Origin of the sequence: Thioclava atlantica (assembly GCF_000737065.1) — a bacterium.
GTDB classification, from domain to species: Bacteria; Pseudomonadota; Alphaproteobacteria; order Rhodobacterales; family Rhodobacteraceae; genus Thioclava; species Thioclava atlantica.
Map to the genome: position 1 here is coordinate 15,023 of NZ_AQRC01000009.1, position 21,754 is coordinate 36,776.

Sequence of the window (21,754 nt, forward strand, 5' to 3'; positions counted from 1 at the left end):
ACGCATCGGCGGAGCGGCCGTCTCAAACACCATGCGCCGGGCGCTCAAATGTGCTAGGTTCACTCTCGATCTCCAACCGGCGACTGCACCATGGGGGGCGGGTGCGAGGCGCGTATCGGGCGGTCATGTCCCCTTTGCGTTCGGCAGATGCGCGGCATCTTGCAGGGAGGGCATCGGATGGAACATCTCCATGGCGGCAAGCTGGGGCGCAGGCCTCCCGATCCTCTCGTCGCGGCCTCGTGGAGACGGTGCGAAGACCTCCACCACCTGCTGCCCGACGTCTCCCGCCCCGTCCTGCGCTTCCAGCAAAGCGAGATCCGCCAACGCGCCGAGTGCTTTGCCGAGATGCTGGGGGATGGCCTCGGCCAGCTTGCACCGCTCGAAAGCGCGCTTGCCTGCGGTGGCGGCACCCTGCTGGTCTCGGATGCCGAGCAGGTGCTCTTGCCGCTGACCTCGGCTGCGCCCGCCGATGCGGCGATGGTGCGGCGCGGCATTGTCGCGGGCAGTTGCTGGGACGAGCGCGTCGCGGGGACGAACGGCATCCAGATGGCACTGACGGCGCAGGCCCCGTTCACGGTGCGCGGTGCGGATCATTTCTTCGTCGCGCTGCGCCAGTTCAGTTGCTGTTCGGTCCCCATCCTCGATGCGGAGAACCGGATCGTGGGCGCGCTGACATCGGCGGCGGTGGACCGCAAGCAAGGCGCGAACCAGGCTCTCGCGGCGACGGTGCTGCAGATCACCGCGCGCAGGTTGCAGGCGGCGATGTTCCGGCGGCGCCATGCCGGTGATGTCCTGCTCTCGCTCGCTCCGCTCGACGCTTCCGACCTGGACGGCACGGTGAACGCGCTGATCGCGCTCGATGACCGTGGGCGGGTTCTGGCCGCGACGCGCCGTGCCGCGCGGATGGCGGGAGGCGAATGTCCCGACGCGATGATCGGCAAGACCACCGAGACGCTGTTCGGCATCGGCTTCGACGGGCTGGTGGGCGCGCCGGGCTGGTTCGCGCGTAGCGACGGCCGCCATCCCGCGCCCCTCGGCCTGCAGGTGTCGCTGCCGGTCAGCGCGCGCCGTACGACCGGGCCGCGAGCGACGGTTCCGGAGCCCGCATCGCCGCCCCGCGATGTCGAGATCCCCGCCGAGGCGGAGGCCGCCTTTGGCGAAGGTCTGCCCGTGCTCCTCATCGGCGAGACCGGGACCGGCAAGACGACCCTCGCGCGACAGCTGCATTCAAACCTCAACCCGACCGGTGCCGAGGCCGTCACGATCGACTGCGCGCAGGTCGAGGCCACCGAGGCCGGGCGGTTGCGCCTGCGCCTGCCGGTCGAGCAGGCGCTGCAGATCACGCGAGACAGCGGGGGAGCGGCGACGTTGATCCTCGATCACCTCGAAGCGCTGGCGCCGGTGCCGCAGGCCTGGCTGGTCGAACTGCTCTCGCTCCTCGAGGAACGGCCGGCCTTTCCGGACGGCGCACCGACGCTGCGCATCGTCGGGCTTTTCGCCCGTCCGCCCGAGGATCTGGTCGCGGCGGGGCGGCTGCGCGACGATCTGCTTTATCGCTTGCAGGGGGCGCGCGTGGTCTTGCCGCGCCTGCGCGACTGTCCCCTCATGCTGGAAAATATCCTGATGCGACTGGCGCGCGAGGCTGCGGGCCGGCGCGTGCCGATCAGCGCGGCCGCGCTGGGGGTGCTGGCGGCCTATCCTTGGCCGGGCAATCTGCGCGAGGCGCGCCACGTGATGCGCCTTGCCTGCAGCCGGGCGGGCGGTCGTCCGATCCGGTCGCGCGATCTCCCGTCGCACCTTGCCGCCGCCGCCTCCGCCCCCGGCCCGGAGGCCGCACCGGCGGAGGCGCGCCTCGTGCAGGCGCTGCGCGCGACGGGCTGGAACGTCTCGGCCGCCGCCCGGATGCTCGGGCTCAGCCGCTCGACCCTGCACCGCAAGATCCGCAATGCGGGCCTCGATCGCCCCGGAAGCCGCCCGATCTGAGATCGCGCCGCTGCGACACCTGTCGCATCGCTCTGCGACACCCGCCCGGACACGCATAATCGCGTTTGGCGCGGGCCGCCATCGGCGTCAACCTGAGCATGCGAGCGCCGTCATCTGGGCGCGCATGGGAGGAGGACACGATGACACCGTCCAAAGAGCAACTGCATTGGATGTACGAGACAATGGTGACCAGCCGTCGCTTCGAGGAGACGATCGAGAAGATCTATCTCGAGGGGAAACAACCGGTCTTCAACATGGCCAGCGGCCCGATCCCGGGCGAGATGCACCTGTCGAACGGGCAGGAACCGGTCGCCGTCGGCGTCTGCGCGCATCTCGAGAAGGGCGACATCGTGACCGCGACCCACCGTCCGCATCACGAAGCCATCGCGAAGGGCGTCGATCTCAACCGCATGGCCGCGGAGATCTTCGGCCGCGCGACCGGCCTCAGCGGAGGGCGGGGCGGCCATATGCACCTGTTCGACCCGGAGGTGAATTTCGCCTGCGCGGGCATCATCGCCCAGGGTATGGGGCCGGCTGTCGGCGCGGCATTGTCGCGCAAGATGCAGGGCAAGCCCGGGGTCGCGGTCGCCTTCATCGGTGAAGGCGCGGCCAATCAGGGCGCCTTTCACGAGGCGATGAACCTCGCGGCCCTGTGGAAGCTGCCCTTCATTTGCGTGATCGAGGATAACAGCTGGGGCATCTCGGTGGCCAAGAAGGATTCGACCGCCGTCGCCCGCAACGACGTGCGCGGCGCGGCCTATGGCGTGCCCGGTGTCTATGTCGAGGGCAACGATCCGTGGAAGATCTTCGAGGCGGCGGGCGATGCGGTGGCGCGTGCGCGCGCCGGCGAGGGACCAAGCCTGATCGAGGTCGAGACCTATCGCCTGGCCGGCCATTTCATGGGCGACGCGGAAGGCTATCGCCCGAAAGGCGAGAAGGAGGCGCTCTTCGCCCGCGATCCGATCCCGGCGATGCGCAAGCGGCTGCTCGACGAGGGGGCGGCGGACGAGGCGAAGCTGAAGGAGCTCGAGGCGCGGGCGGAAGATCGCGTGTCCGCAGCGATCGACTTCGCCCGCTCCAGCGCCGCCCCGGCGCCCGAGGACGCGCTGACGGAAATCTTCGCGTGAGCACGATGATCAGGAGGACATGAGATGACCCAGAGCAATGAACGCAAACTGACCATCGCCCGCGCCATGGCCGAAGCCATCGCCCAGGAAATGCGCACCGATCCCGGTGTCTTCGTGATGGGCGAGGATATCGCGACGCTGGGCGGCGTCTTCGGCAATACCCGGGGCCTCGTCGAGGAATTCGGCCGCGAGAGGATCCGCGACACCCCGATCTCGGAGACCGGCTTCATCGGCGCGGCGGTGGGGGCGGCGCAGGACGGCATGCGCCCCGTGGTCGAACTGATGTTCGCCGATTTCTTCGGCGTGTGTTTCGACGCGATCTACAACCTGATGGCCAAGAATACCTACTTTTCGGGCGGCAAGTTCAAGGTGCCGATGGTGCTGATGACCTCGACCGGCGGGGGCTATTCCGACGCGGGCCAGCATTCGCAATGTCTCTACGGCACCTTCGCCCATCTGCCGGGCATGAAGGTGGTGACGCCCTCCAATGCCTATGATGCGAAGGGCATGATGACGGCCGCGATCCGCGACGACAGCCCCGTCGTCTACATGTTCCACAAGTCGCTGCAGGGCATGGGCTGGCTGGGGACCGAGCAGGGGGCCTCCGTGCATACGCCCGAAGAGGATTACACGGTCGAGTTCGGCAAGGCGAAGGTCGTGCGCGAGGGCCGCGACGTGACGATCGTCAGCCTCGCGATGGGCGTGCATCACGCGCTCAAGGCGGCGGCGGAACTGGAGAAATCGGGCGTCAGCCCCGAAGTGGTGGATTTGCGCACGCTCGTGCCGCTCGACCGCGACACGATCCGCGCTTCGGTGGCCAAGACCGGGCGCCTGATCGTGGTGGACGAGGATTACCACAGCTTCGGCGTGTCGGGAGAGGTGATCGCCTCGGTGGTCGAGCACGACATCTCGGTCCTCAAGGCGGCGCCGCAGCGGGTGACCGCGCCCGACGCCCCGATCCCCTATGCGCGCGAGATGGAGCAGTTCTTCCTGCCCAGCCCGGCGAAGATCGTCGATGCCTGGGGCCGGATGAAGGCCGCGTGAAAACCGAAAGGACGGGGGCCGGGCGCCCGGCCTCCGCCGCGCCGTAGGGCGCTGCAAGACGTCAAAGGAAGGACGACATGACCGCCATCACGATCCCGACCGACCTGTGGGAAGGCGACGACGAAACCGTCATCACATCCTGGTTCGCCAGCGAGGGGGCGAGCGTCTCCGAAGGCGCGCTGATCGCTGAAATCATGACCGCGAAGACCCAATACGAGATCCGGGCCCCGGCAAGCGGGCGCCTCCACATCCTTCACGATGTCGACGCGGTGGTGGCGAAGGGCGCGGTGATCGGCGAGGTGACGTGACCGTGCTCGACGTCGCGACGGCTCTGCGGCGATTTGCGTCGGCGGCGGAGGGGATCGACGCCGAGCGCGGGCTGTTGCAGGCGGCCCGCGCGGGAGGGCGCGGCGCGCTGATCTGGATGGCGGACCGGCCCGCACTGGTGGCGCCCTCGGCCTTTTCGCGATTGCCCGGGTTCGAGCGGTCCTCGGCGATGAGCGCGGCCCGCGGCTGGCCCTTCCATCTTCGTCCGACCGGCGGCGGCGTCACCCCGCAGGGGCCGGGCATCGTCAATCTCGCGCTTACCGGCCCCGCCGACGGCCTGACGACCGACGCCGCCTATCGTGGTCTGTGCGATATCATCTCCGCGGCGCTGGTCGAACTGGGAATTGCGAGCGAACCGGGGCCGCTCGCGGGGAGTTTCTGCGACGGCGAGTGGAACCTGCTTTGCGGGGGGCGCAAGATCGCGGGGACGGCGCAACGCTGGGCGCCGCGGCCGTCGCCGAACCGGGGATGGGTGTTCCTGGCCCATGCCGCCATCCTGGACGAGGTGCCCCTTGCGGCGCCGCTTGCGGCGATCGACGCTCTGCATTGCGAGTTGAACCTGCCGGTCACGTCGGGGCCATCCGCCCATACCACGGTGGCGCTCGAACGCGAGGCGGGGCGCGGCGCATCCCTCGGCGAGGCGCTTGCGGGTGCTATTTCCGGCACAGCCTGACTCGGAACAGCCTTCTCCCCGAGGCGTGTCGGTCATGCAGCCGGACCGTCGCGGCTCGGGCGGAGCCGTCATCTGTCCTTGCAATCGGCCGATTTCCCGGCCCGATCCGTGTCACCGTCGCGGAGCGCCCGAGGTCTGATTCAGGATGCCCATCGCGAGAAACATGCCGAGTACGGCGAAACCGACGCCAAGCGCCGGAGTCGCGCCCCCGATATAGCCGGGAGCGAGAAGAAACAGAATGACCGCGAGGGCCGCGCGGAGGATCAGGCAGGCGTGACGACATGACGAGGTCGACGAGCTGTGGCCCCGATCGTGGCTCCGCTCCCGGTGCGGGGAATGACGGCTTGCAAATTCATTTCGAATGATCAGCATATGGGGGACTCATCAATAGTGGGTGAGCAACCTCTAGTTGAAAAATGGGGCAAGATCGGGGCAGCATTGCGGCCACTTCGTAGGATTGTCCGTTTCTTCGAGCTTGGTTGCGTCTGACCGAAGCGACAGTCCTCGGGGTCGTGGCGGGGCGCCAAGTTGGATGCGCCGCCTCTCATATCCGCCGCGCCTTCCGGGGGAGCGCTCCGGTTGCGATCGCAAATCCAGGCTATTGAAACCATTGTGAAAGTGAAGCGCGGGCGCGAGACCATTTCCGATCTCGGAATTGAGCTTTCCGGCGCGAGATGTCCCGCCCTTCTCCGCTCGGTCTTTAACTTTGGAGGTGATCGTCGTCGCCGAAATTCCTCGCCGGAAGGGGGTACGGTTCCGGCTGTCGGGGTGCCTCATTACCCCAAACCGCGCCGCGCCCACTCGCGAACCGATTCCGGCTGATACCGCAAAACGACCGTCCAATTGCTCCTGCGCGCCTCGGAAAGCGCCGGATGAGGTTCCATAGTTTCGCCCAATTCCCCGAGTAAATCATGAGTTAACGAAGTCATTCCGGCCGTGACGGCGCAGGAGGGAACCGATGACGATGCCGCGGATCATGGTGCGCAACTCGCAGGCCCAGATACCGACCATGGCGAAGCTCTTCGCGGGGCTCGTTCTGGCGGCGACGGGGGTTCTGTGCGCGCGTGGCATCGTGCCGCAGCTTCCGCCGGGCGTGCAGGCGGCGAACCAGCTGCCCCTCATCATGGGCTCGTTCGGCCTGCTTCTGGGATGGCGCGTGGTCGGTCTGCGTCCCGGCCGCGGGTGGCGCGATGCGGTCAATGACGGGTTGCGGGGCGCGGTCTATCTGCTCATCGCGACCTTCGTCTTCCTCGGCGCGGTCCAGATGCTCCGGCTCGCGCTCCGGATGCGCTATCACGACGTGATGGAGGCGGTGACCGACGTGATCGGGCAGGGTACGACGCTCGCGGTCGCCTCGCTCGGGCTGCAGCCGGTGCTCACGCTCGGGGTGGGGGCGGCGCTTGCCGGGCTCGCCGCCGAATGGGCCCATCGCCGCTTCGGGCGCTGAGCGTCCCGCTCCCTTGACATCCCGGCGTCGCTCCGCAGGGTGGGGCCAGCGCGCGGCGGGCGCGCGATCGTGGTCGGGATGCGATGATACGCCATTTCTTTTACGGAACCTTGTGCCATCCGCCGTTGCTCGAAGCGGTGATCGGACGCGTGCCCGCGCTCCGGCCGGCCCGGCTGCCGGGCTTTTGCGTGCACGAAGCCTGCCGGGCGGGGACGGGGCTCGGCTTTCCGGTGCTGGTCGCCCGGGAGGGGGCCGAGACGCCGGGCCTGCTTGCGGATCTCACCAGCGCGGAGGCCGAGCGCATCGCGTGGTACGAGGCGGGGTATGATGCGGTGGAACGCGCGGTCGAGGCGGGGGCGGACACGGTCTCCGCGCGGATCTGGTTGCCACAGCGCGATCGCTGGGAGGTCGGGGCCGCGTGGACGCTGTCGGACTGGGCGCCGAGATGGGCCGCGCTCAAGACCGAAGGCGCGCGTCGCTTCGTCGCCGAGGCCGAACGGATCGGCCCCGAGGCCGCCAATGCGCGCTATCACGCCATCCTCGTTCGGGTGGCGTCCGCCTTGCGCGCGCGGGCCGAGCCGATGCCCGCGACGATCCGCCGGCAGATGCAGGAAAACGATCTGAAGATCGTCTCGCAAGATATTGGTTATGCGAAATTCTTCTCGGTCGAGGATTATCATCTGAACCACGCGCTCTTTGCCGGCGGCATGAGCGAGACGCTCGACCGTGCCGCCTTCGTCTCGGGCGATGCGAGCGTGGTGCTGCCCTATGACCCGGTGCGCGACCGGGTGATGCTGGTCGAGCAGTTCCGCATGGGGCCGATGGCGCGGGGCGAGCCCAGCCCCTGGACGCTCGAGGCGATCGCGGGGCGCGTCGATCCCGGCGAGAGCCCCGAGGAGGCCGCGCTGCGCGAGGCGGGCGAGGAGGCGGGGATCACGATCCGGCGACTGATCGCGGGGCCGCGCTACTACCCGTCGCCCGGCGCCAAGACCGAATATGTCTACAGTTATGTCGGCCTCGCGGATCTGGACGACGCGGCGACGAGTCTTGGCGGCGTCGCGGATGAAGGCGAGGATATCCGCACTCATCTGCTGCCGTTTGAGAAGCTTCTCGAGCTTGTGAATACGGGGGAGGCGGGCAATGCGCCGCTGATGCTTCTGGCGCTCTGGCTCGAGCGCAACCGCGAGAGGTTGCGCGCCGAGGCTTGAGGTGGCGCGCGCCGCAGCCTAAGTCTGGGGCCAATGGCCCCGCTCCGGGGCGGTGCGAAGGGAGGGCGAGCAATGCGCATTTGCAGCGATATGGCGGCCGCGATCGGGAATACCCCGCTGATCAAGCTCAGGAAGGCGTCCGAGATGACGGGCTGCACCATTCTGGGCAAGGCGGAATTCCTCAATCCCGGCCAGTCGGTGAAGGATCGCGCGGCGCTCTACATCATTCGCGACGCGATCGCGCGCGGCGAGCTGCAGCCCGGCGGCACGATCGTCGAGGGGACGGCGGGCAATACCGGGATCGGCCTCGCGCTGGTGGGCGCCTCGATGGGGTTCCGCTCGGTCATCGTGATCCCCGAGACCCAGAGCCAGGAAAAGAAGGACATGCTGCGGCTGGCCGGTGCGGAGCTGGTGCAGGTCCCGGCCGCGCCCTATCGCAACCCGAACAATTACGTGCGCTATTCCGAACGGCTCGCCCATGTGCTGGCGAAGACCGACCCCAATGGCGCGATCTGGGCGAACCAGTTCGACAATACTGCGAACCGGCAGGCCCATATCGAGACCACCGGCCCCGAGATCTGGGACCAGACCGGAGGCAAGGTTGACGGCTTCATCTGCGCCGTCGGCTCGGGCGGCACCTTCGCGGGCGTGGGCATGGCGCTGCAGCCCAAGGGCGTGAAGATCGCGCTGGCCGATCCCGATGGCGCGGCGCTGCACAGTTTCTACACTACCGGCGAGCTGAAATCCGAAGGGTCCTCGATCACCGAGGGGATCGGTCAGGGGCGGATCACCGCCAATCTCGAAGGCTTCACGCCGGATATGAGCTTCAACATTTCCGATGGCGAAGCGCTCCCCGTGGTCTTCGACCTGCTCTCCGAGGAAGGGCTCTGCCTTGGCGGCTCGTCGGGGATCAACGTCGCGGGCGCGATCCGCATGGCGCAGGAGATGGGCCCCGGCCACACCATCGTGACGGTGCTGTGCGATTACGGGACGCGCTACCAGTCGAAGCTGTTCAACCCCGACTTCCTGAAGGGCAAGGGGCTGCCGGTGCCTGACTGGCTCGACCGGCCCGCCCGCGAGATGCCGGAGGTCTTCACCGAATGATCTTGCGTCTGGCGCGGCTCTTCCTGCTGATCTTCGCGCTGGCCCTTCCGGGGCTGGCGCTGGCCCAGTCGGAGCCCGCGCTCGATTACACCGCTTGGGAGAAGGTGGCGAGCCAGGCCGAGACGATGACGGAGGCGGGGGACGCGACCCAGGCCGCCTTCGACGATATCCGCCAGAAGATCGCGGACTGGCGGGCCAAGTTCAAAGGCGCCGAGGACACCAATTCGAGCCAGATCTCGACGGTGAAGGCGCAGATCGACGCGCTCGGGCCACCGCCTCAGGATGGCAAGACCGAAGACAAGGCGATCGCGCAGCGCCGCAAGGAGCTCAACGACCAGCTTGCGCAGCTCCAGGCGCCCGCGATCCGCGCGACCGAAGCGGCGAGCCGCGCCGACGCGATCATTGCCAATATCGACAAGCTGCTGCGCGGGCGACAGACCGACAAGCTGTTGCGCCTCACGCCCTCGCCGCTCAATCCGATCAACTGGCCCGAGGGGATCAAGGTGGCCTCGGGGCTGGGCGGTGCGCTGAGCTCCGAAGTGGCGGGGCAGCTGAGCGGCAAGGATCCTTACGCCTCGATGCGCGACAATGCGCCCGTAATCGTCGGATTGTTTCTTGTGGCGCTTATGCTGCTCGCGCGCGGGCCGCATTGGATGGAACGGCTCGCGGATGCGCTCGAGCAACGGCTGGCGGTGCGCGCGGGCAGGGTGATCGACGCGATCGTCTCGCTCGGGCAGATGCTGCTCCCCCTGGCAGGCGTGGGCCTGTTGTTGACCGCGCTCTATCAGACCGCGCTCGTGGGGCCGCTCGGGCGCGAGCTTCTGGGCGTGATCGGCGGCGTCGTCTCGCTCCTGATCGTGGGCACCTGGCTTGCGGGGCGCGTCTTTCCAAAGAACGAACGTCAGCAGGCACCTTTCAACCTGATGGCCGAGCGCCGTCGCGAGGGACGGTTCCTCACCATCGCGCTGAGCCTGCTCGTCGCGATCCAGGGGCCTCTCGGGAACTGGGTGGTCAAGCGCGGAGAATCCGTGCTCGAGGCCGGGGTGAAAACGGCCGATGCGGCGACCGCGGCGGGCCATACGCTCGATGCGGGCTTTGGGGTTCTGGCCTTCCCGCTGCAGGTGCTGGCGGGGATCTTGCTGTTCCGTCTCGGCCAGCTCCTGCGCCGCCACCTGCGCAACGAGAGCTGCGACAGCGAAGAGAGCGCGTTCCGCGACCGGCTCGTGGGCGGCACCGGCAACGCGGTGATCGCGGTCGCGGTGATCGCGCCCCTCCTTGGCGGGATCGGCTATGTGAACGCGGCAAACGCGCTCTTGTGGCCGACCGCGATGACGCTGGGGCTGATCGCTCTGGTGCTCGTGATCCACCAGTTCCTCACCGATTTCTACGTGCTGGTCACGCAGCGCGAGGATGAGGGGCGGGAGTCGCTCGTCCCCGTGCTGATCGGGTTCGTCCTTGGGGTCGCGGCGCTGCCCGTGGCGGCCTTGATCTGGGGCGCGCGCCCCGCCGATCTGCGCGAGCTCTGGAACACCTTCCGCAGCGGGATGTCGGTGGGCGGGGTGCAGATCTCGCCGGGCGTCTTCCTCACCTTCGCGATCATCTTCGTGCTGGGCCTGATGGTGACGCGGCTGGTGCAGGGCGCGCTCAAGACCTCGCTTCTGCCCAAGACCCGGATCGACAAGGGTGGGCAGAACGCCATCATCTCGGGGATCGGCTATCTCGGGATCTTCCTCGCCGCGGTGATCGCGATCTCCTCCGCGGGGATCGACCTGAGCTCGCTCGCCATCGTCGCGGGCGCGCTCTCGGTCGGGGTCGGTTTCGGTCTTCAGACCATCGTGCAGAACTTCGTCTCGGGCATCATCCTGCTGATCGAGCGCCCGATCTCGGAAGGCGACTGGATCGAGGTCGGCGGCCAGATGGGGATCGTGAAGGCGATCTCGGTGCGCTCGACCCGGATCGAGACCTTCGACCGCACCGAGGTCATCATTCCCAATGCCGATCTGATCGCGGGGCAGGTGACGAACTGGACGCGCGGCAATGTCACGGGGCGGCTGATCCTGCCGGTGGGCGTGGCCTATGGCACCGATACCCGCAAGGTCGAGAAGATCCTGCATGAAGTCGCGCAGAACCAGTCGCTGGTGATGATGAACCCCGAACCTGCGGTGATCTTCACCGGTTTCGGCGCGGACAGCCTCGATTTCGAGGTGCGGGTGATCCTCTCGGATGTGAACTTCATCCTCCGGGTGAAGAGCGAGATGAACCACGAGATCAACCAGCGCTTCGCCGAGGAAGGGATCGAGATCCCCTTCGCGCAGCGCGACCTGTGGCTGCGCAACCCGGAGGTGCTACAGGGCAGGGGGGCGCGACCGGCGCAACCGGCTGCCTCGGAAGAACCGCCCGAGGAGCCCGCCCACCGCGTGACCCGCGCCGATCTGGGCAGGCCGCAGCCGGGCGAGGGCATGGAAGAGGTCGAGAACCAGGAGGATGGCGATGGCGGAGACCGCTGAGATGGGCACCGAGCCCGGCTACCGCAGCGACCCTTACGCGCGCGAGCTGATGACGGAGGTGCGTGCGTTCACCGATGAGGGCGGGATCATCTGCGCGGAGTCGATCTTCTACCCGACCGGCGGCGGCCAGCCCGGCGATAGCGGGCGGCTGATCTGGGAGGATGGCGAGATCGAGATCGCGACGGCGGTGAAGGCAGGCCCCGAGGCGCCGGGCGCGGTGATCCTCGTGCCGGCCGAGCCCCAGCCACTGCCGCCCCCCGGCACGCCCGTGCGCCAGGAGATCGACTGGGAACGCCGCCACCGCCACATGCGGGTGCATACCGCGCTGCATCTGCTCTCGGTCGCGATCCCGCTTCCCGTCACGGGGGGGCAGATCGGCCCCGAACGCGGGCGGCTCGATTTCGACATGCCCGAGAAGCCCGAGGATCTCGAGGCGATCGAGCGCCAGCTCAACGCCTGGGTGACGCTCGATCTGCCGGTGCGCGAGAGCTGGATTTCCGATGCCGAGCTCGAGGCCCAGCCCGAGCTGGTGAAGACGATGTCCGTCGCGCCGCCGAAGGGGCCGGGAAGGGTGCGGCTGGTCTCGATCGGCGAGGGCGCGGCGCGGATCGACCTGCAACCCTGCGGCGGCACCCATGTCGCCTCGACCGCGGAGATCGGCACCTTGAAGCTCGGCAAGATCGAGAAGAAGGGCAAGCAGAACCGCCGGGTCTATCTGCACCTCGCCTGAGCACGGAGGCCGGCGCAGGGTGAGAGGCAGGGGGCCAGAACAACCTTGCCGCTCTCAGCCCGTCACAGCCGCAGCTTCGCCTCCGGCTGGAACTGCTCGGCGGCGTTGAAGAACAGGTCGATCAGCGCGTTGCGCTCGTCTGCAAGCGCGAAGACGACCTCATCCACGGTCGAGCCGAATTCGGGCACCTGAACCCGGCGTACCGTATCCGACCGGTAGGTGCCGAAGCGCCACATGAACCCGACGCCGATCCCGAGCGCGACCGCCTCATAGACCGCGTCGCGACTGTCGGCGGTCAGGCGCGGCTCGGGCGCGAGCCCCGCCGCACGGAAGGCCCGGTCCACGACCTTCTGGGTCGAGGAACCGTGCGAGCGGAAGATCAGCGGCAGTTCGGCGAGTTCCGCGAGCGTGACCTGATCGCGCTTCGTCATCGGGCTGTCGGCCGAGACGATCGCGACCACTTCCTGCGAGATCACCCGCGCGCGCCGGAACCGGCGATCGGCGGGCAGGTCGGGCAGCACCGCGACATCGACCTCGCGGCGCAGCACCGCCGAGAGGATATCCTGGTGCGATCCGCTCTCGACATTGACGCTGACCGTCGGGTGCTGGCGCATGACCTGCCCGACGATCGCGATCCCCGGCATCGAATTGCCCAGGCCCACCCGCAGCCGCGGCCGTCCCGTCGCATCGCGCCGTTGCAGGATGCGCAGCGCGTCGCGCTCGGCCTCGCCCACGCGTGTCCCGATATCGCACAGCTCGACGCAGAGCGGCGTGGGGTGCAGCGCGCCGCCGACCCGCTCGAACAGCCGCACGCCGAATCGCGCCTCAAGATCGTTGATTTGCTGGGAAATCGCGGAATGCGACAGGCCCAGAAGCCGCGCGGCGGCGGAGAAAGATCCCTCCTGCGCGACCGCCGACACGGCACGCAAACGCGAAAAAGACAGGGTTCCGGGCGGGGCTGCAGGTGATTCCTTCATGGGCTGAAAGCTTGGCTTACAAATGTAACAGCGCATTCACAGTCCGTCGCCAAACCGTGAGCAAGCCGACGCGATCGGCACCCGAGACCACACGACACCGACACAGACCAACGGGGCCCCGGGCCCCGAACGAAGAGGAATTGCCACGTGCCACAGCCGATCGGACTGCCGACCTTCCTGTCCGGCCCCTTGCCCGACCGCGCCGCCATTCTCGCGGATCTCGACGGCTGCCTGATCGCCGGCGAGCGGGTGCTGCCCGGCGTGCCGGAGCTGTTCGTGCGCTGCCGCGACCGGCTGTGGATCGTGTCGAACAATTCCTCCGATACCGCGCAGACCCTCTCGCGCCGCCTTGCCGGGCTGGGGCTGGAGCTGCCCGCGGAACGTATCGTGCTGGCGGGCGAGCAGACCCTGCGGATGATCCGGCGCCGCCATCCGGGCGCCCGCGTGGCGCTTTTCGCCGCGGCTCCGATCCGGGCGCTGGCGCGCGAGATCGGGCTGGTGGAGGATCGCGAGCATCCGGAGCTGGTGTTTCTCGGCCGCGATCCGGATTTCGATTTCTCCGACCTCACGGCGCTCTTTGCCCATGTCGCGCGGCGTGTCCCGGTCTGGCTGAGCAATCCCGACCCGTTCCATCCCGGCCCCGACGGGCTGCCGCGTCCCGAGACCGGCGCGATCTGGGCCGCGGTGCGCGCGGCTCTGCCCGATGCGGTCGCCGCGAGCCTCGGAAAGCCCGCCGCCGATCTGGCGGCGATCGCTCTGGCGAAGGCCGGCGTCGCCCCGGAGCAGGCCGTCTTCATCGGCGACACGCCGGAAACCGATGGCGGCGCCGCCGCCGCCGCGGGCGTGGATTTCGTGTTGCTCGAACGCCCCGCGCGCGCCCGGGCCGAAGAGGAGATCGCGGCATGCTGAACTACCTTCTGCGCACCGCCCTGCGGATGTTCCTGACCTTCTTCGTCATCGTCACGCTCGTGTTCTTCGCGACCCGGCTCTCGGGCAATGCGATCGACTATCTCGCGGGCGAGGGGATGACCGAGCACGACCGCGAGATCCTGATCCGCTACTACGCGCTCGACCGGCCGATCCTGGATCAGTATCTGGCCTTCCTGCACGCGTTCCTCGACGGGAATTTCGGCCTGTCCTTCATCGAGCGCCGCCCGGTGATCGACATCGTCTTCGAACGGCTCTGGCCCTCGGCGCAGCTGCTGCTGTCCGCGATCGGCGTGACCTTGCTGGTGTCGCTGCCGCTGGGCGTGATCGCGGCGATCTGGCGCAAGCACTGGCTGGGCAGCGCGGCGATGATCGTGGCCTTCCTCGGCTATGCGGTGCCCAATTTCATCCTCGCGGTGGTGATGGTGCTGGTGTTTTCCTACTGGCTCAACTGGCTGCCTGTGGTGGGCAACGGAACGCCGCTGCATTTCATCATGCCGACGCTGGCGATGGCGGGCGTGCTGATCGCGGCGCTCACCCGGTTCACCCGCAACGCGATGCTCGACGTGCTGGGCCAGGATTTCATGCGCACCGCCCGCGCCAAGGGCCTGCCCGAGCGCGAGGTGATCGTGCAGCACGGGATGCGCAACGCCGCGATCACGCTGCTCTCGGTGATCGGGCTTCAGGTCGCAGGCCTCGCCGCGTCGGGCTCGGTGGTCGTGGAATCGATCTTCGCCTGGCCGGGGATCGGCGATCTGCTCGTGTCCTCGGCGATCCGGCGCGACTACCCGGTGCTCCAGTTCGGGGTCATCACCGTCGCCGTCGCCGTCATCCTCATCAATGCCGCCATCGACCTTGCCTATGCCTGGGCCGATCCGCGTCTGCGCCATCAACTCAAGGGGTGATCCGATGACCATGGCCCTCAACATGCCCGCCCCCTCCGCGCTGCGCCGCCTCTGGACGAGCACCAACGCGATCCAGAAGCTCGCGCTCGCGATCGGCCTTGCGCTGCTGCTCATGGCCTTCCTCGGGCCGCTGATCGCGCCGCATGACCCGAACGCGCAGAGCCTGCTCTCGCGGCTGCGTCCGCCGATCGGCTTCGACCGTGCAAAGGCCGCCTATCCGTTGGGCACGGACGAGCTGGGCCGCGATATCCTCTCGCGCAGCCTGCACGGGCTGCGGCTGACCCTGACGCTGGCGATCCTCGGCGCGCTGCTGGGCCTTGTCGTGGGCGGACTGCTGGGCCTGTTGTCCGGGGTGGTCGGCGGTCGGACCGATGCGACGATCATGGCCGCGGTCGACACCCAGATCGCGGTGCCCTTCACGCTGATCGCGCTGTTCACGCTGGCGATCTTCGGCAGCTCGCTGCAGGTGATGGTGATCGTGCTGGGCCTTGCGGGCTGGGAGCAATATGCCCGCATCGTGCGCGGCGATGTGCGCCGCCTGATGCATCTGCCCTTCATCGAGGCCGCCCGCGCCGCGGGCGCCAGCCCCCGCCGGATCGCCTTCGCCCACCTGCTGCCCAATATCGTCTCGCCGCTGGTGGTCCAGTTCACCCTGTCGCTGTCCAATATCGTCCTGCTCGAGAGCACGCTGTCCTTCCTCGGGCTCGGCGTGCAGCCCCCGACCGCGACGCTTGGCTCGATGGTGGGGATCGGTCGCGACTACATGCCGACCGCGCCCTGGATCGTCATCGCCCCCGCCTTGCTGATCGTGCTGCTGACCTTCGCCGTCCAGGTGGTCGGTGACTGGCTGCGCGACAGTGTCGACGTGCGCCTGCGCGCACGCTGAACCCCGCAACAAGACCAGAAGGCCGAAAGCGCCCGCCAAACCCTGCAACGGAGACACCCATGCTCAGACTGCTCATTTCCACCGCTCTTGCCGCCGGCCTCGCCGCCGCCGGCGTCACGGGGGCCCAGGCCCGCGAACTCAAGGTCGGCGCTGCCAACGTCGCGAAATATCTCGATCCCGGCCGCGACCACTCGAATGTCGGCTCGCAGTTCTACTACAACAGCTTCGACACGCTGATCGACAAGGATCACGAAAAGATCGGCGGCGAATGGCGCCCGGGTCTGGCGACCGAGTGGCATCTCGTGTCGCCCAAGGTCATGGAATTCAAGCTGCGCGAAGGCGTGACCTTCCAGAACGGCGAGGCGATGACCGCCGATGACGTGGTCTTCTCGCTCAACCGCATGTACCAGGCGACTTTCCCGCCCTATCAGGTGCGCTCGAAGGATCGTCTGAACAACTTCGAGAAGGCCGAGAAGGTCGACGATTACACCGTCCGCATCACCGTGAAGCGCGAAGAGCCGCTTTGGGAGACGCTCGTGAACCTGCAGCAGGTCATGATCATCCCCGAGGACTACACCAAGGCCCTGACCGGCGATCCGAAAGTCGCCGAGGACAGCGATTACGAAGCCTTCTCGATGGCTCCGGTCGGCACCGGCCCCTATGCGATCAGCGAATTCACCCCCGGCGAGCGCGTGGTCTATACCCGCTTCGACAATTTCTGGGGCGACAAGGCGCCGCTCGAGAAGGTCACCGTGATCCATATCCCGGAAACCGCGTCGCGCATCACCGCGCTCAAGACCGGCGAAGTCGACATGATCACCAATGTCGCGCCCGACCAGCTGTCGCTGATCGAGGCCGATCCGAACCTCAAGGCCGCGGGCAGCGTGACGCCGCTGTTCCACGTCATGATCATGAACACCAACCATCCCAAGCTGCGCGATCCGCGGATCCGTCAGGCGCTCAGCCTCGCGATCGACCGCGACGCGCTCAACGAGGCGCTGTGGATGGGCAAGGCCGTCGTGCCCTCGACCCACACGATGAAGGAATACGGCGACCTCTACATGCCGGAGCTGAAGACCTTCGAATACAACCCCGACAAGGCCCGCGAACTGCTCAAGGAAGCCGGCTATGACGGGTTCGAGATCACCTATGACACCGACCCGGTCTACTACACCAACGGCCTTCTGGCCGCGCAGGCCATCACCGAGATGTGGGCGCAGGTCGGCATCAAGGGCAAGGTGAACGTGTCCGAGAAATGGACCGGTAACAGCAAGGACATGATGACCCGCAACTGGTCGAACCCGATGTACTTCGCGGACCCCTTCGGCTCGTTCGGCGTGATGTGGGCTCCGGATGCGGCCTCGGAATCGGAAGGCCGTTTCACCACCGACGAGGCCTATCGCAAGACCTGGGACAAGTTCCGCTTCTCCAAGGATGTCGCCGATCGCCGCGCCGCCTATGCCGAGCTGATGTACCGCATCAAGCAGGATCCGCCGGTTCTGCCGCTCTATCGCCCCTATGAGAGCTGGGCGATGCGCAAGGATGTCGAATGGGCGCCCAAGCCCGGCCACATCCCCTATGTGCTCGACTTCCGCGCCGGCGCGATCGCCTTCGCGTCCAACTGACACTCCCCGCCCGTCGCCGCTTTCGGGTGGCGGCGGGCACCTTCACCACGTTCACTCCGGAAAGTCTCATCATGTCCACCCGTATCGCCATCGTCACCGACATCCACCACGGCAAGCCCTCGACCGCCAAGCGCGGCGACATGGCGCTGCCCCTGATGGAGGAATTCTCCCGCTATGTCCGCGATGGCGGCGCCGATCTGGTGCTCGATCTCGGGGACCGGATCTCGGACGAGAACCGCGACACCGACCTGCGGCTCGAGGCCGAGGTGGCCGAGGCCTTCCGTGCCGTCGATGCCCCGATCCTGCATCTCAACGGCAACCATGACCGCGACCATCTGGAAATCTCGGACAACGAGGAAATCCTCGGCCAGTCGCTCGATCACGGCGTGATCGATATCGGTGGCTGGCGCATCGTGCTGTGGCGCGCCGACAGCCGCATCCGCCGCACGCCCGACTATTCCGGCTTCGTGCTGACCGAGCCCGACGTGATCTGGCTCTCGCGCACGATGCAGGCGACCGACCGTCCGACGCTGGTGGTCAGCCATGTGCCGATCTCGGGTCATTCGCAGGTGGGCAACTACTATTTCGAGAACAACCCGGCCAGCTCGACCTACCCGATGGCCGAGCGCGCCCGCGCCGCCCTTGCCCGCGCCAAGGTGCCGGTCGTCTGCCTCGCCGGCCACGTGCACTGGAACACCGTCACCACCGTCGATGGCATCACCCATCTGACCCAGCAATCGCTGACCGAAAGCTTCACCACCGAGGGCGAACCTGCCGGCGCGATGGGGATGATCGAGCTGGGCGACAGCTTCAAATGGGAAGTGGTGGGCGACGATCCCTTCGCCTTCGAGACCACCCCCCGCCACCGCCGCTGGACGCCCCCGCTGCCGTCCTTTGCCGACCATCCCGAGGCACGCGCCCGTCGCGCCGCCGCAGCCGCGAGTTGATCCATGAGCCGCGCACCGCTTCTTTCGGTCCAGAACCTGAGCCTCGCCTTCGGCTCCCACACCGCGCTGTCGGGGCTCAGCTTCGATATCGCGCGCGGCGAAACCGTCGCGCTGGTGGGGGAATCCGGGTCGGGCAAATCCGCCACCGCGCTGGCGCTGATGCGCCTGATCGAACGCGAGGGCGGGCGCCTGACCGGAGGCCGCATCCATCTTGAGGGCGAGGACCCGATCGAGATCACCGCGCTCGACCAGCGCCGGATGCAGCAGGTGCGCGGCAATCGGATCTCGATGGTCTTCCAGGAGCCGATGACCGCGCTCAACCCGGTGATGACGCTGGGCGAGCAGGTGGCCGAGGTCTTGCGCCTGCATCAGGGGCTCGACCGACTGACGGCGCTGCGCGCGGCCCATGACGCCTTCGAGCGGGTGAACATCCCCGAACCGGCGCGGCGGCTGACGCAATATCCGCACGAGCTTTCGGGCGGGCTGCGCCAGCGCGTGATGATCGCGATGGCGCTGGCCTGTCAGCCCGACCTGCTGATCGCGGACGAGCCCACGACCGCGCTCGACGTGACCACGCAGGCCGAGATCCTGGCGCTGATCAAGCGGCTCCAGACCGAAAGCGGGATGGCGGTTCTGTTCATCACCCATGACATGGGCGTGGTGGCGGAGATCGCCGACCGGGTCGTGGTACTGCGCCAGGGCCAGCAGATCGAGACCGGCCCGGTGGAACAGATCTTCGCCGATCCGCAGGCGGATTATACCCGCACCCTGATGGCGGCGACGCCCAAGCTCGGCTCGGGCGCGCCGCGGCCGCTGCCGGGGACGGCCAAACCGCTTCTCGAGGTGGACCGGCTCAGCGTGCGCTTCCCGGTCACCCGGTCGATGCCGGGCCGTCCGGGACTCGACTATCATGCGGTCAACAACGTGTCGCTTACCCTGCGCCCCGGCGAGACCCTCGGGCTGGTGGGCGAATCCGGTTGCGGGAAATCGACGCTCGCACGGACCCTTCTCGGGCTCGAACATGCCGCCGGCGGCCGGGTGCGGATCGAGGGCCAGGAGATCACCCGGCTCACCGCGCACGAGCTGCGCCCGCTGCGTTCGCGGATGCAGATGGTCTTCCAGGACCCTTTCGCCTCGCTCAACCCGCGCCTGCCGGTCTGGGATCTGATCACCGAACCCGCCCATATCCGCGCGCCGATGAGCCGCGCGGAACGCCGTGCGATGGCGGGCGAATTGCTCGAACGCGTCGGGTTGGAGGCGGAGGCGATGGATCGCTTCCCGCACCAGTTCTCGGGCGGTCAGCGCCAGCGCCTGTGCATCTGCCGCGCGCTCTCCGTGCGGCCGGCGCTGATCGTCGCGGACGAAGCGGTCTCGGCGCTCGACGTGTCGGTCGCACGCCAGATCACCGATCTGATCGCGCGGCTGCAGAAGGAAGACGGTGTGTCCTTCCTGTTCATCTCGCATGACATTGCGGTGGTCGAGCGCGTCTGTCACCGCATCGCGGTGATGTGGGCGGGGCAGGTGGTCGAGACCGGCCCGACGGAAGAGGTCCTGCGCAACCCGCAGCATCCCTATACCCAACGTCTTCTCGCGGCGGTGCCGGTGCCCGATCCGGCGCGCCGTCACGACGAGCGCCCGGACATCACCGCCCCGGAGGCCCCCAAGCTGCTGCTGCCCTCAGGCGAGGCGCCCGCGCCCTACGAGATGGTGGCGGTGTCCGACGAACATTTTGTCGCCGCGCGCGACCGGGCCAGCGCCTTGCTGATCGGCATGCCTCCCGCCAAGCGCCGGGAAGCGGGGGCGGGCAGCGCCACCTCGCGGGGTGTGAGTGCAAGCCAGCTCGACCGGGTGTGAAAACGGGGCGCCCCGTGCTGCGCGCCCCGCACAAGGGCCGGGCCTCGCGAGAGACCCGGCCCTTGTGCCCACCACGCCGCGCACGGACGCCGCCCGGCGGGCAGGGCCGTGTGCAAGGTCACATGATCCGACGATGATCGGCAGGGCAGCATGCGCGCCCAACCTTCGGTGCGCAGGCCGGGAGAGGTCGCCTCAGCCCAGTTCCACCAGCGCGTGGCGCTTCTTGCCCGCCGACAGCTTCACCGGCTGGCCCAGATCGGCGGCGGTGAACATCCGGCCGGCATCGGTGCAGGTCTCGTCATCGACCTTCAACGCACCTTCCGCGATCAGCCGCTTGCCGTCCTTGCCCGATTTCGCAAGCCCCGAGCGCACGACAAGCTGCGCGAGCGAGATCCCGTCGCCCAGTTCCTCGGCCGAAAGCGCAAGGGTGGGCAGGTCATCGCCCACGCCGCCCTTCTCGAAGACCTCGCGCGCGGTGGCCTCGGCCGCCTGCGCCGCATCGCGGCCATGGCACAGCGTCGTGACCTCATTGGCGAGGATGATCTTGGCGTCGTTGATCTCCGAGCCCTCGAGCGCGCCCAGACGGTCGCATTCCTCGACCGGCAGCTCGGTATAGAGCTTGAGGAAACGCCCGACATCGGCATCGGTCGTGTTGCGCCAGAACTGCCAGAACTCGTACGACGACAGCATGTCCTCGTTCAGCCAGATCGCGCCCGTGGCCGACTTGCCCATCTTCTTGCCGTCCGAGGTGGTCAGCAGCGGCGAGGTCAGTCCGTAGATCTCGTGGTCGAGCACGCGGCGCGTCAGGTCGATCCCGTTGACGATATTGCCCCACTGATCCGAACCGCCCATCTGCAGCAGACATCCATAGCGGCGGTTCAGCTCGAGGAAGTCGTAGGCCTGCAGGATCATGTAGTTGAATTCGAGGAAGGACAGCGACTGTTCCCGATCGAGCCGCGACTTCACCGATTCAAAGCTCAGCATCCGGTTGACCGAGAAATGCCGCCCGATATCGCGCAGGAAATCGAGGTAGTTCAGATCGTCGAGCCATTCCGCGTTGTTGAGCATCAGCGCCGGCGTCTCGCCCTCGTAATCGAGGTATTTCGCGAAGACCTTCTTGATGCCCGCGATATTGTCGTCGATCGCCTCGGGCGTCAGCAGCGGGCGCTCGTCGGCGCGGAAGGACGGGTCGCCCACCTTGGTCGTGCCGCCGCCCATCAGGGTGATCGGCTGGTGGCCGGTCTTTTGCAGCCAGCGCAGCATCATGATCTGGATGAGCGAGCCGACATGGAGCGACTTGGCCGTCGCGTCGAAGCCGATATAGCCCGGCACGACACCTTTGACCAAAGCCTCGTCAAGCCCCTGATAATCCGTGCAGTCGGCGAGAAAGCCGCGCTCGATCATCACACGCATGAAGTCAGATTTCGGATGGTAGGTCATCGTGCTTGTTCCTTTCCTCTCGCCATGCCTATATCTGGGCAGG

General features: G+C 67.7%; 19 protein-coding genes. 16 read left to right on the forward strand and 3 right to left on the reverse strand.

Annotated elements, in window-relative coordinates:
- Positions 1-177: 177 nt before the first annotated feature.
- The 5 genes from DW2_RS11730 (at position 178) to DW2_RS11750 (ending at position 5,154) form a co-directional block, all read left to right on the forward strand.
- Positions 178-1,983, forward strand: a complete 1,806-nt coding sequence (locus tag DW2_RS11730; RefSeq protein WP_038146805.1) for a sigma-54-dependent Fis family transcriptional regulator — start codon at positions 178-180, stop codon at positions 1,981-1,983.
- Positions 1,984-2,123: 140 nt separating this feature from the next.
- Complete coding sequence (locus DW2_RS11735) at positions 2,124-3,110, forward strand: thiamine pyrophosphate-dependent dehydrogenase E1 component subunit alpha (protein ID WP_038146806.1); 987 nt, start codon at positions 2,124-2,126, stop codon at positions 3,108-3,110.
- 24 nt (positions 3,111-3,134) lie between these two features.
- A complete protein-coding gene (locus DW2_RS11740; protein WP_038146807.1) occupies positions 3,135-4,154 on the forward strand; it encodes an alpha-ketoacid dehydrogenase subunit beta in 1,020 nt (339 codons plus the stop codon).
- 77 nt (positions 4,155-4,231) lie between these two features.
- Positions 4,232-4,462, forward strand: a complete 231-nt coding sequence (locus DW2_RS11745) for a biotin/lipoyl-containing protein (protein WP_038146809.1) — start codon at positions 4,232-4,234, stop codon at positions 4,460-4,462.
- Positions 4,459-5,154 carry a lipoyl protein ligase domain-containing protein gene (locus DW2_RS11750; RefSeq protein WP_051855951.1) on the forward strand — a complete coding sequence of 232 codons (696 nt, stop codon included), beginning with the start codon at positions 4,459-4,461 and terminating at the stop codon, positions 5,152-5,154. The genes DW2_RS11745 and DW2_RS11750 overlap by 4 nt, the downstream gene beginning before the upstream one ends.
- Positions 5,155-5,265: 111 nt before the next feature.
- Here DW2_RS11750 and DW2_RS11755 read toward each other — a convergent pair whose 3' ends face one another.
- The gene (locus DW2_RS11755; RefSeq protein WP_038146811.1) at positions 5,266-5,526 is read right to left on the reverse strand and encodes a hypothetical protein; all 261 of its coding nucleotides are present in this window, start codon (positions 5,524-5,526) and stop codon (positions 5,266-5,268) included.
- 586 nt (positions 5,527-6,112) lie between these two features.
- Between DW2_RS11755 and DW2_RS11760 the strand changes: the two genes are divergently transcribed.
- From DW2_RS11760 to DW2_RS11780, 5 genes are all read left to right on the forward strand, one after another.
- Entirely contained in the window at positions 6,113-6,601 is a 489-nt protein-coding gene (locus DW2_RS11760; RefSeq protein WP_038146813.1) for a TrgA family protein, read from the forward strand.
- Between the two features lie 83 nt (positions 6,602-6,684).
- Complete coding sequence (locus tag DW2_RS11765) at positions 6,685-7,809, forward strand: NUDIX domain-containing protein (RefSeq protein WP_038146814.1); 1,125 nt, start codon at positions 6,685-6,687, stop codon at positions 7,807-7,809.
- Positions 7,810-7,881: 72 nt separating this feature from the next.
- Positions 7,882-8,913 carry a cysteine synthase A gene (locus DW2_RS11770; protein ID WP_038146815.1) on the forward strand — a complete coding sequence of 344 codons (1,032 nt, stop codon included), beginning with the start codon at positions 7,882-7,884 and terminating at the stop codon, positions 8,911-8,913.
- Positions 8,910-11,420, forward strand: coding sequence for a DUF3772 domain-containing protein (locus tag DW2_RS11775; RefSeq protein WP_051855957.1), 2,511 nt, complete (start codon positions 8,910-8,912; stop codon positions 11,418-11,420). Before DW2_RS11770 ends, DW2_RS11775 begins: the two co-directional genes overlap by 4 nt.
- Positions 11,404-12,150: an alanyl-tRNA editing protein gene (locus DW2_RS11780; protein ID WP_238321319.1), complete on the forward strand. Its 747-nt coding sequence runs from the start codon at positions 11,404-11,406 to the stop codon at positions 12,148-12,150. The genes DW2_RS11775 and DW2_RS11780 overlap by 17 nt, the downstream gene beginning before the upstream one ends.
- A gap of 62 nt (positions 12,151-12,212) precedes the next feature.
- Here DW2_RS11780 and DW2_RS11785 read toward each other — a convergent pair whose 3' ends face one another.
- Positions 12,213-13,127 carry a LysR family transcriptional regulator gene (locus DW2_RS11785; RefSeq protein WP_038146817.1) on the reverse strand — a complete coding sequence of 305 codons (915 nt, stop codon included), beginning with the start codon at positions 13,125-13,127 and terminating at the stop codon, positions 12,213-12,215.
- A 147-nt stretch (positions 13,128-13,274) separates the two neighbouring features.
- Between DW2_RS11785 and DW2_RS11790 the strand changes: the two genes are divergently transcribed.
- The 6 genes from DW2_RS11790 to DW2_RS11815 all read left to right on the forward strand — a co-directional run bounded on the left by DW2_RS11790 (position 13,275) and on the right by DW2_RS11815 (position 20,271).
- On the forward strand, positions 13,275-14,036 hold the full coding sequence (locus tag DW2_RS11790; protein WP_156102958.1) for an HAD-IIA family hydrolase: 762 nt from the start codon (positions 13,275-13,277) through the stop codon (positions 14,034-14,036).
- A complete protein-coding gene (locus DW2_RS11795) occupies positions 14,030-14,959 on the forward strand; it encodes an ABC transporter permease (protein WP_038146821.1) in 930 nt (309 codons plus the stop codon). The genes DW2_RS11790 and DW2_RS11795 overlap by 7 nt, the downstream gene beginning before the upstream one ends.
- Before the next feature lie 4 nt (positions 14,960-14,963).
- Positions 14,964-15,845: an ABC transporter permease gene (locus tag DW2_RS11800; protein WP_038146822.1), complete on the forward strand. Its 882-nt coding sequence runs from the start codon at positions 14,964-14,966 to the stop codon at positions 15,843-15,845.
- A gap of 59 nt (positions 15,846-15,904) precedes the next feature.
- Positions 15,905-17,470: an ABC transporter substrate-binding protein gene (locus DW2_RS11805; RefSeq protein WP_038146824.1), complete on the forward strand. Its 1,566-nt coding sequence runs from the start codon at positions 15,905-15,907 to the stop codon at positions 17,468-17,470.
- A 71-nt stretch (positions 17,471-17,541) separates the two neighbouring features.
- Positions 17,542-18,417 carry a metallophosphoesterase family protein gene (locus DW2_RS11810; protein WP_038146825.1) on the forward strand — a complete coding sequence of 292 codons (876 nt, stop codon included), beginning with the start codon at positions 17,542-17,544 and terminating at the stop codon, positions 18,415-18,417.
- A 3-nt stretch (positions 18,418-18,420) separates the two neighbouring features.
- Positions 18,421-20,271, forward strand: a complete 1,851-nt coding sequence (locus DW2_RS11815; RefSeq protein WP_081874966.1) for an ABC transporter ATP-binding protein — start codon at positions 18,421-18,423, stop codon at positions 20,269-20,271.
- A 192-nt stretch (positions 20,272-20,463) separates the two neighbouring features.
- On the opposite strand, the gene tyrS is transcribed toward DW2_RS11815, so the two are convergent.
- A complete protein-coding gene (gene tyrS, locus DW2_RS11820; protein ID WP_038146827.1) occupies positions 20,464-21,711 on the reverse strand; it encodes a tyrosine--tRNA ligase in 1,248 nt (415 codons plus the stop codon).
- Between the last annotated feature and the right edge of the window lie 43 nt (positions 21,712-21,754).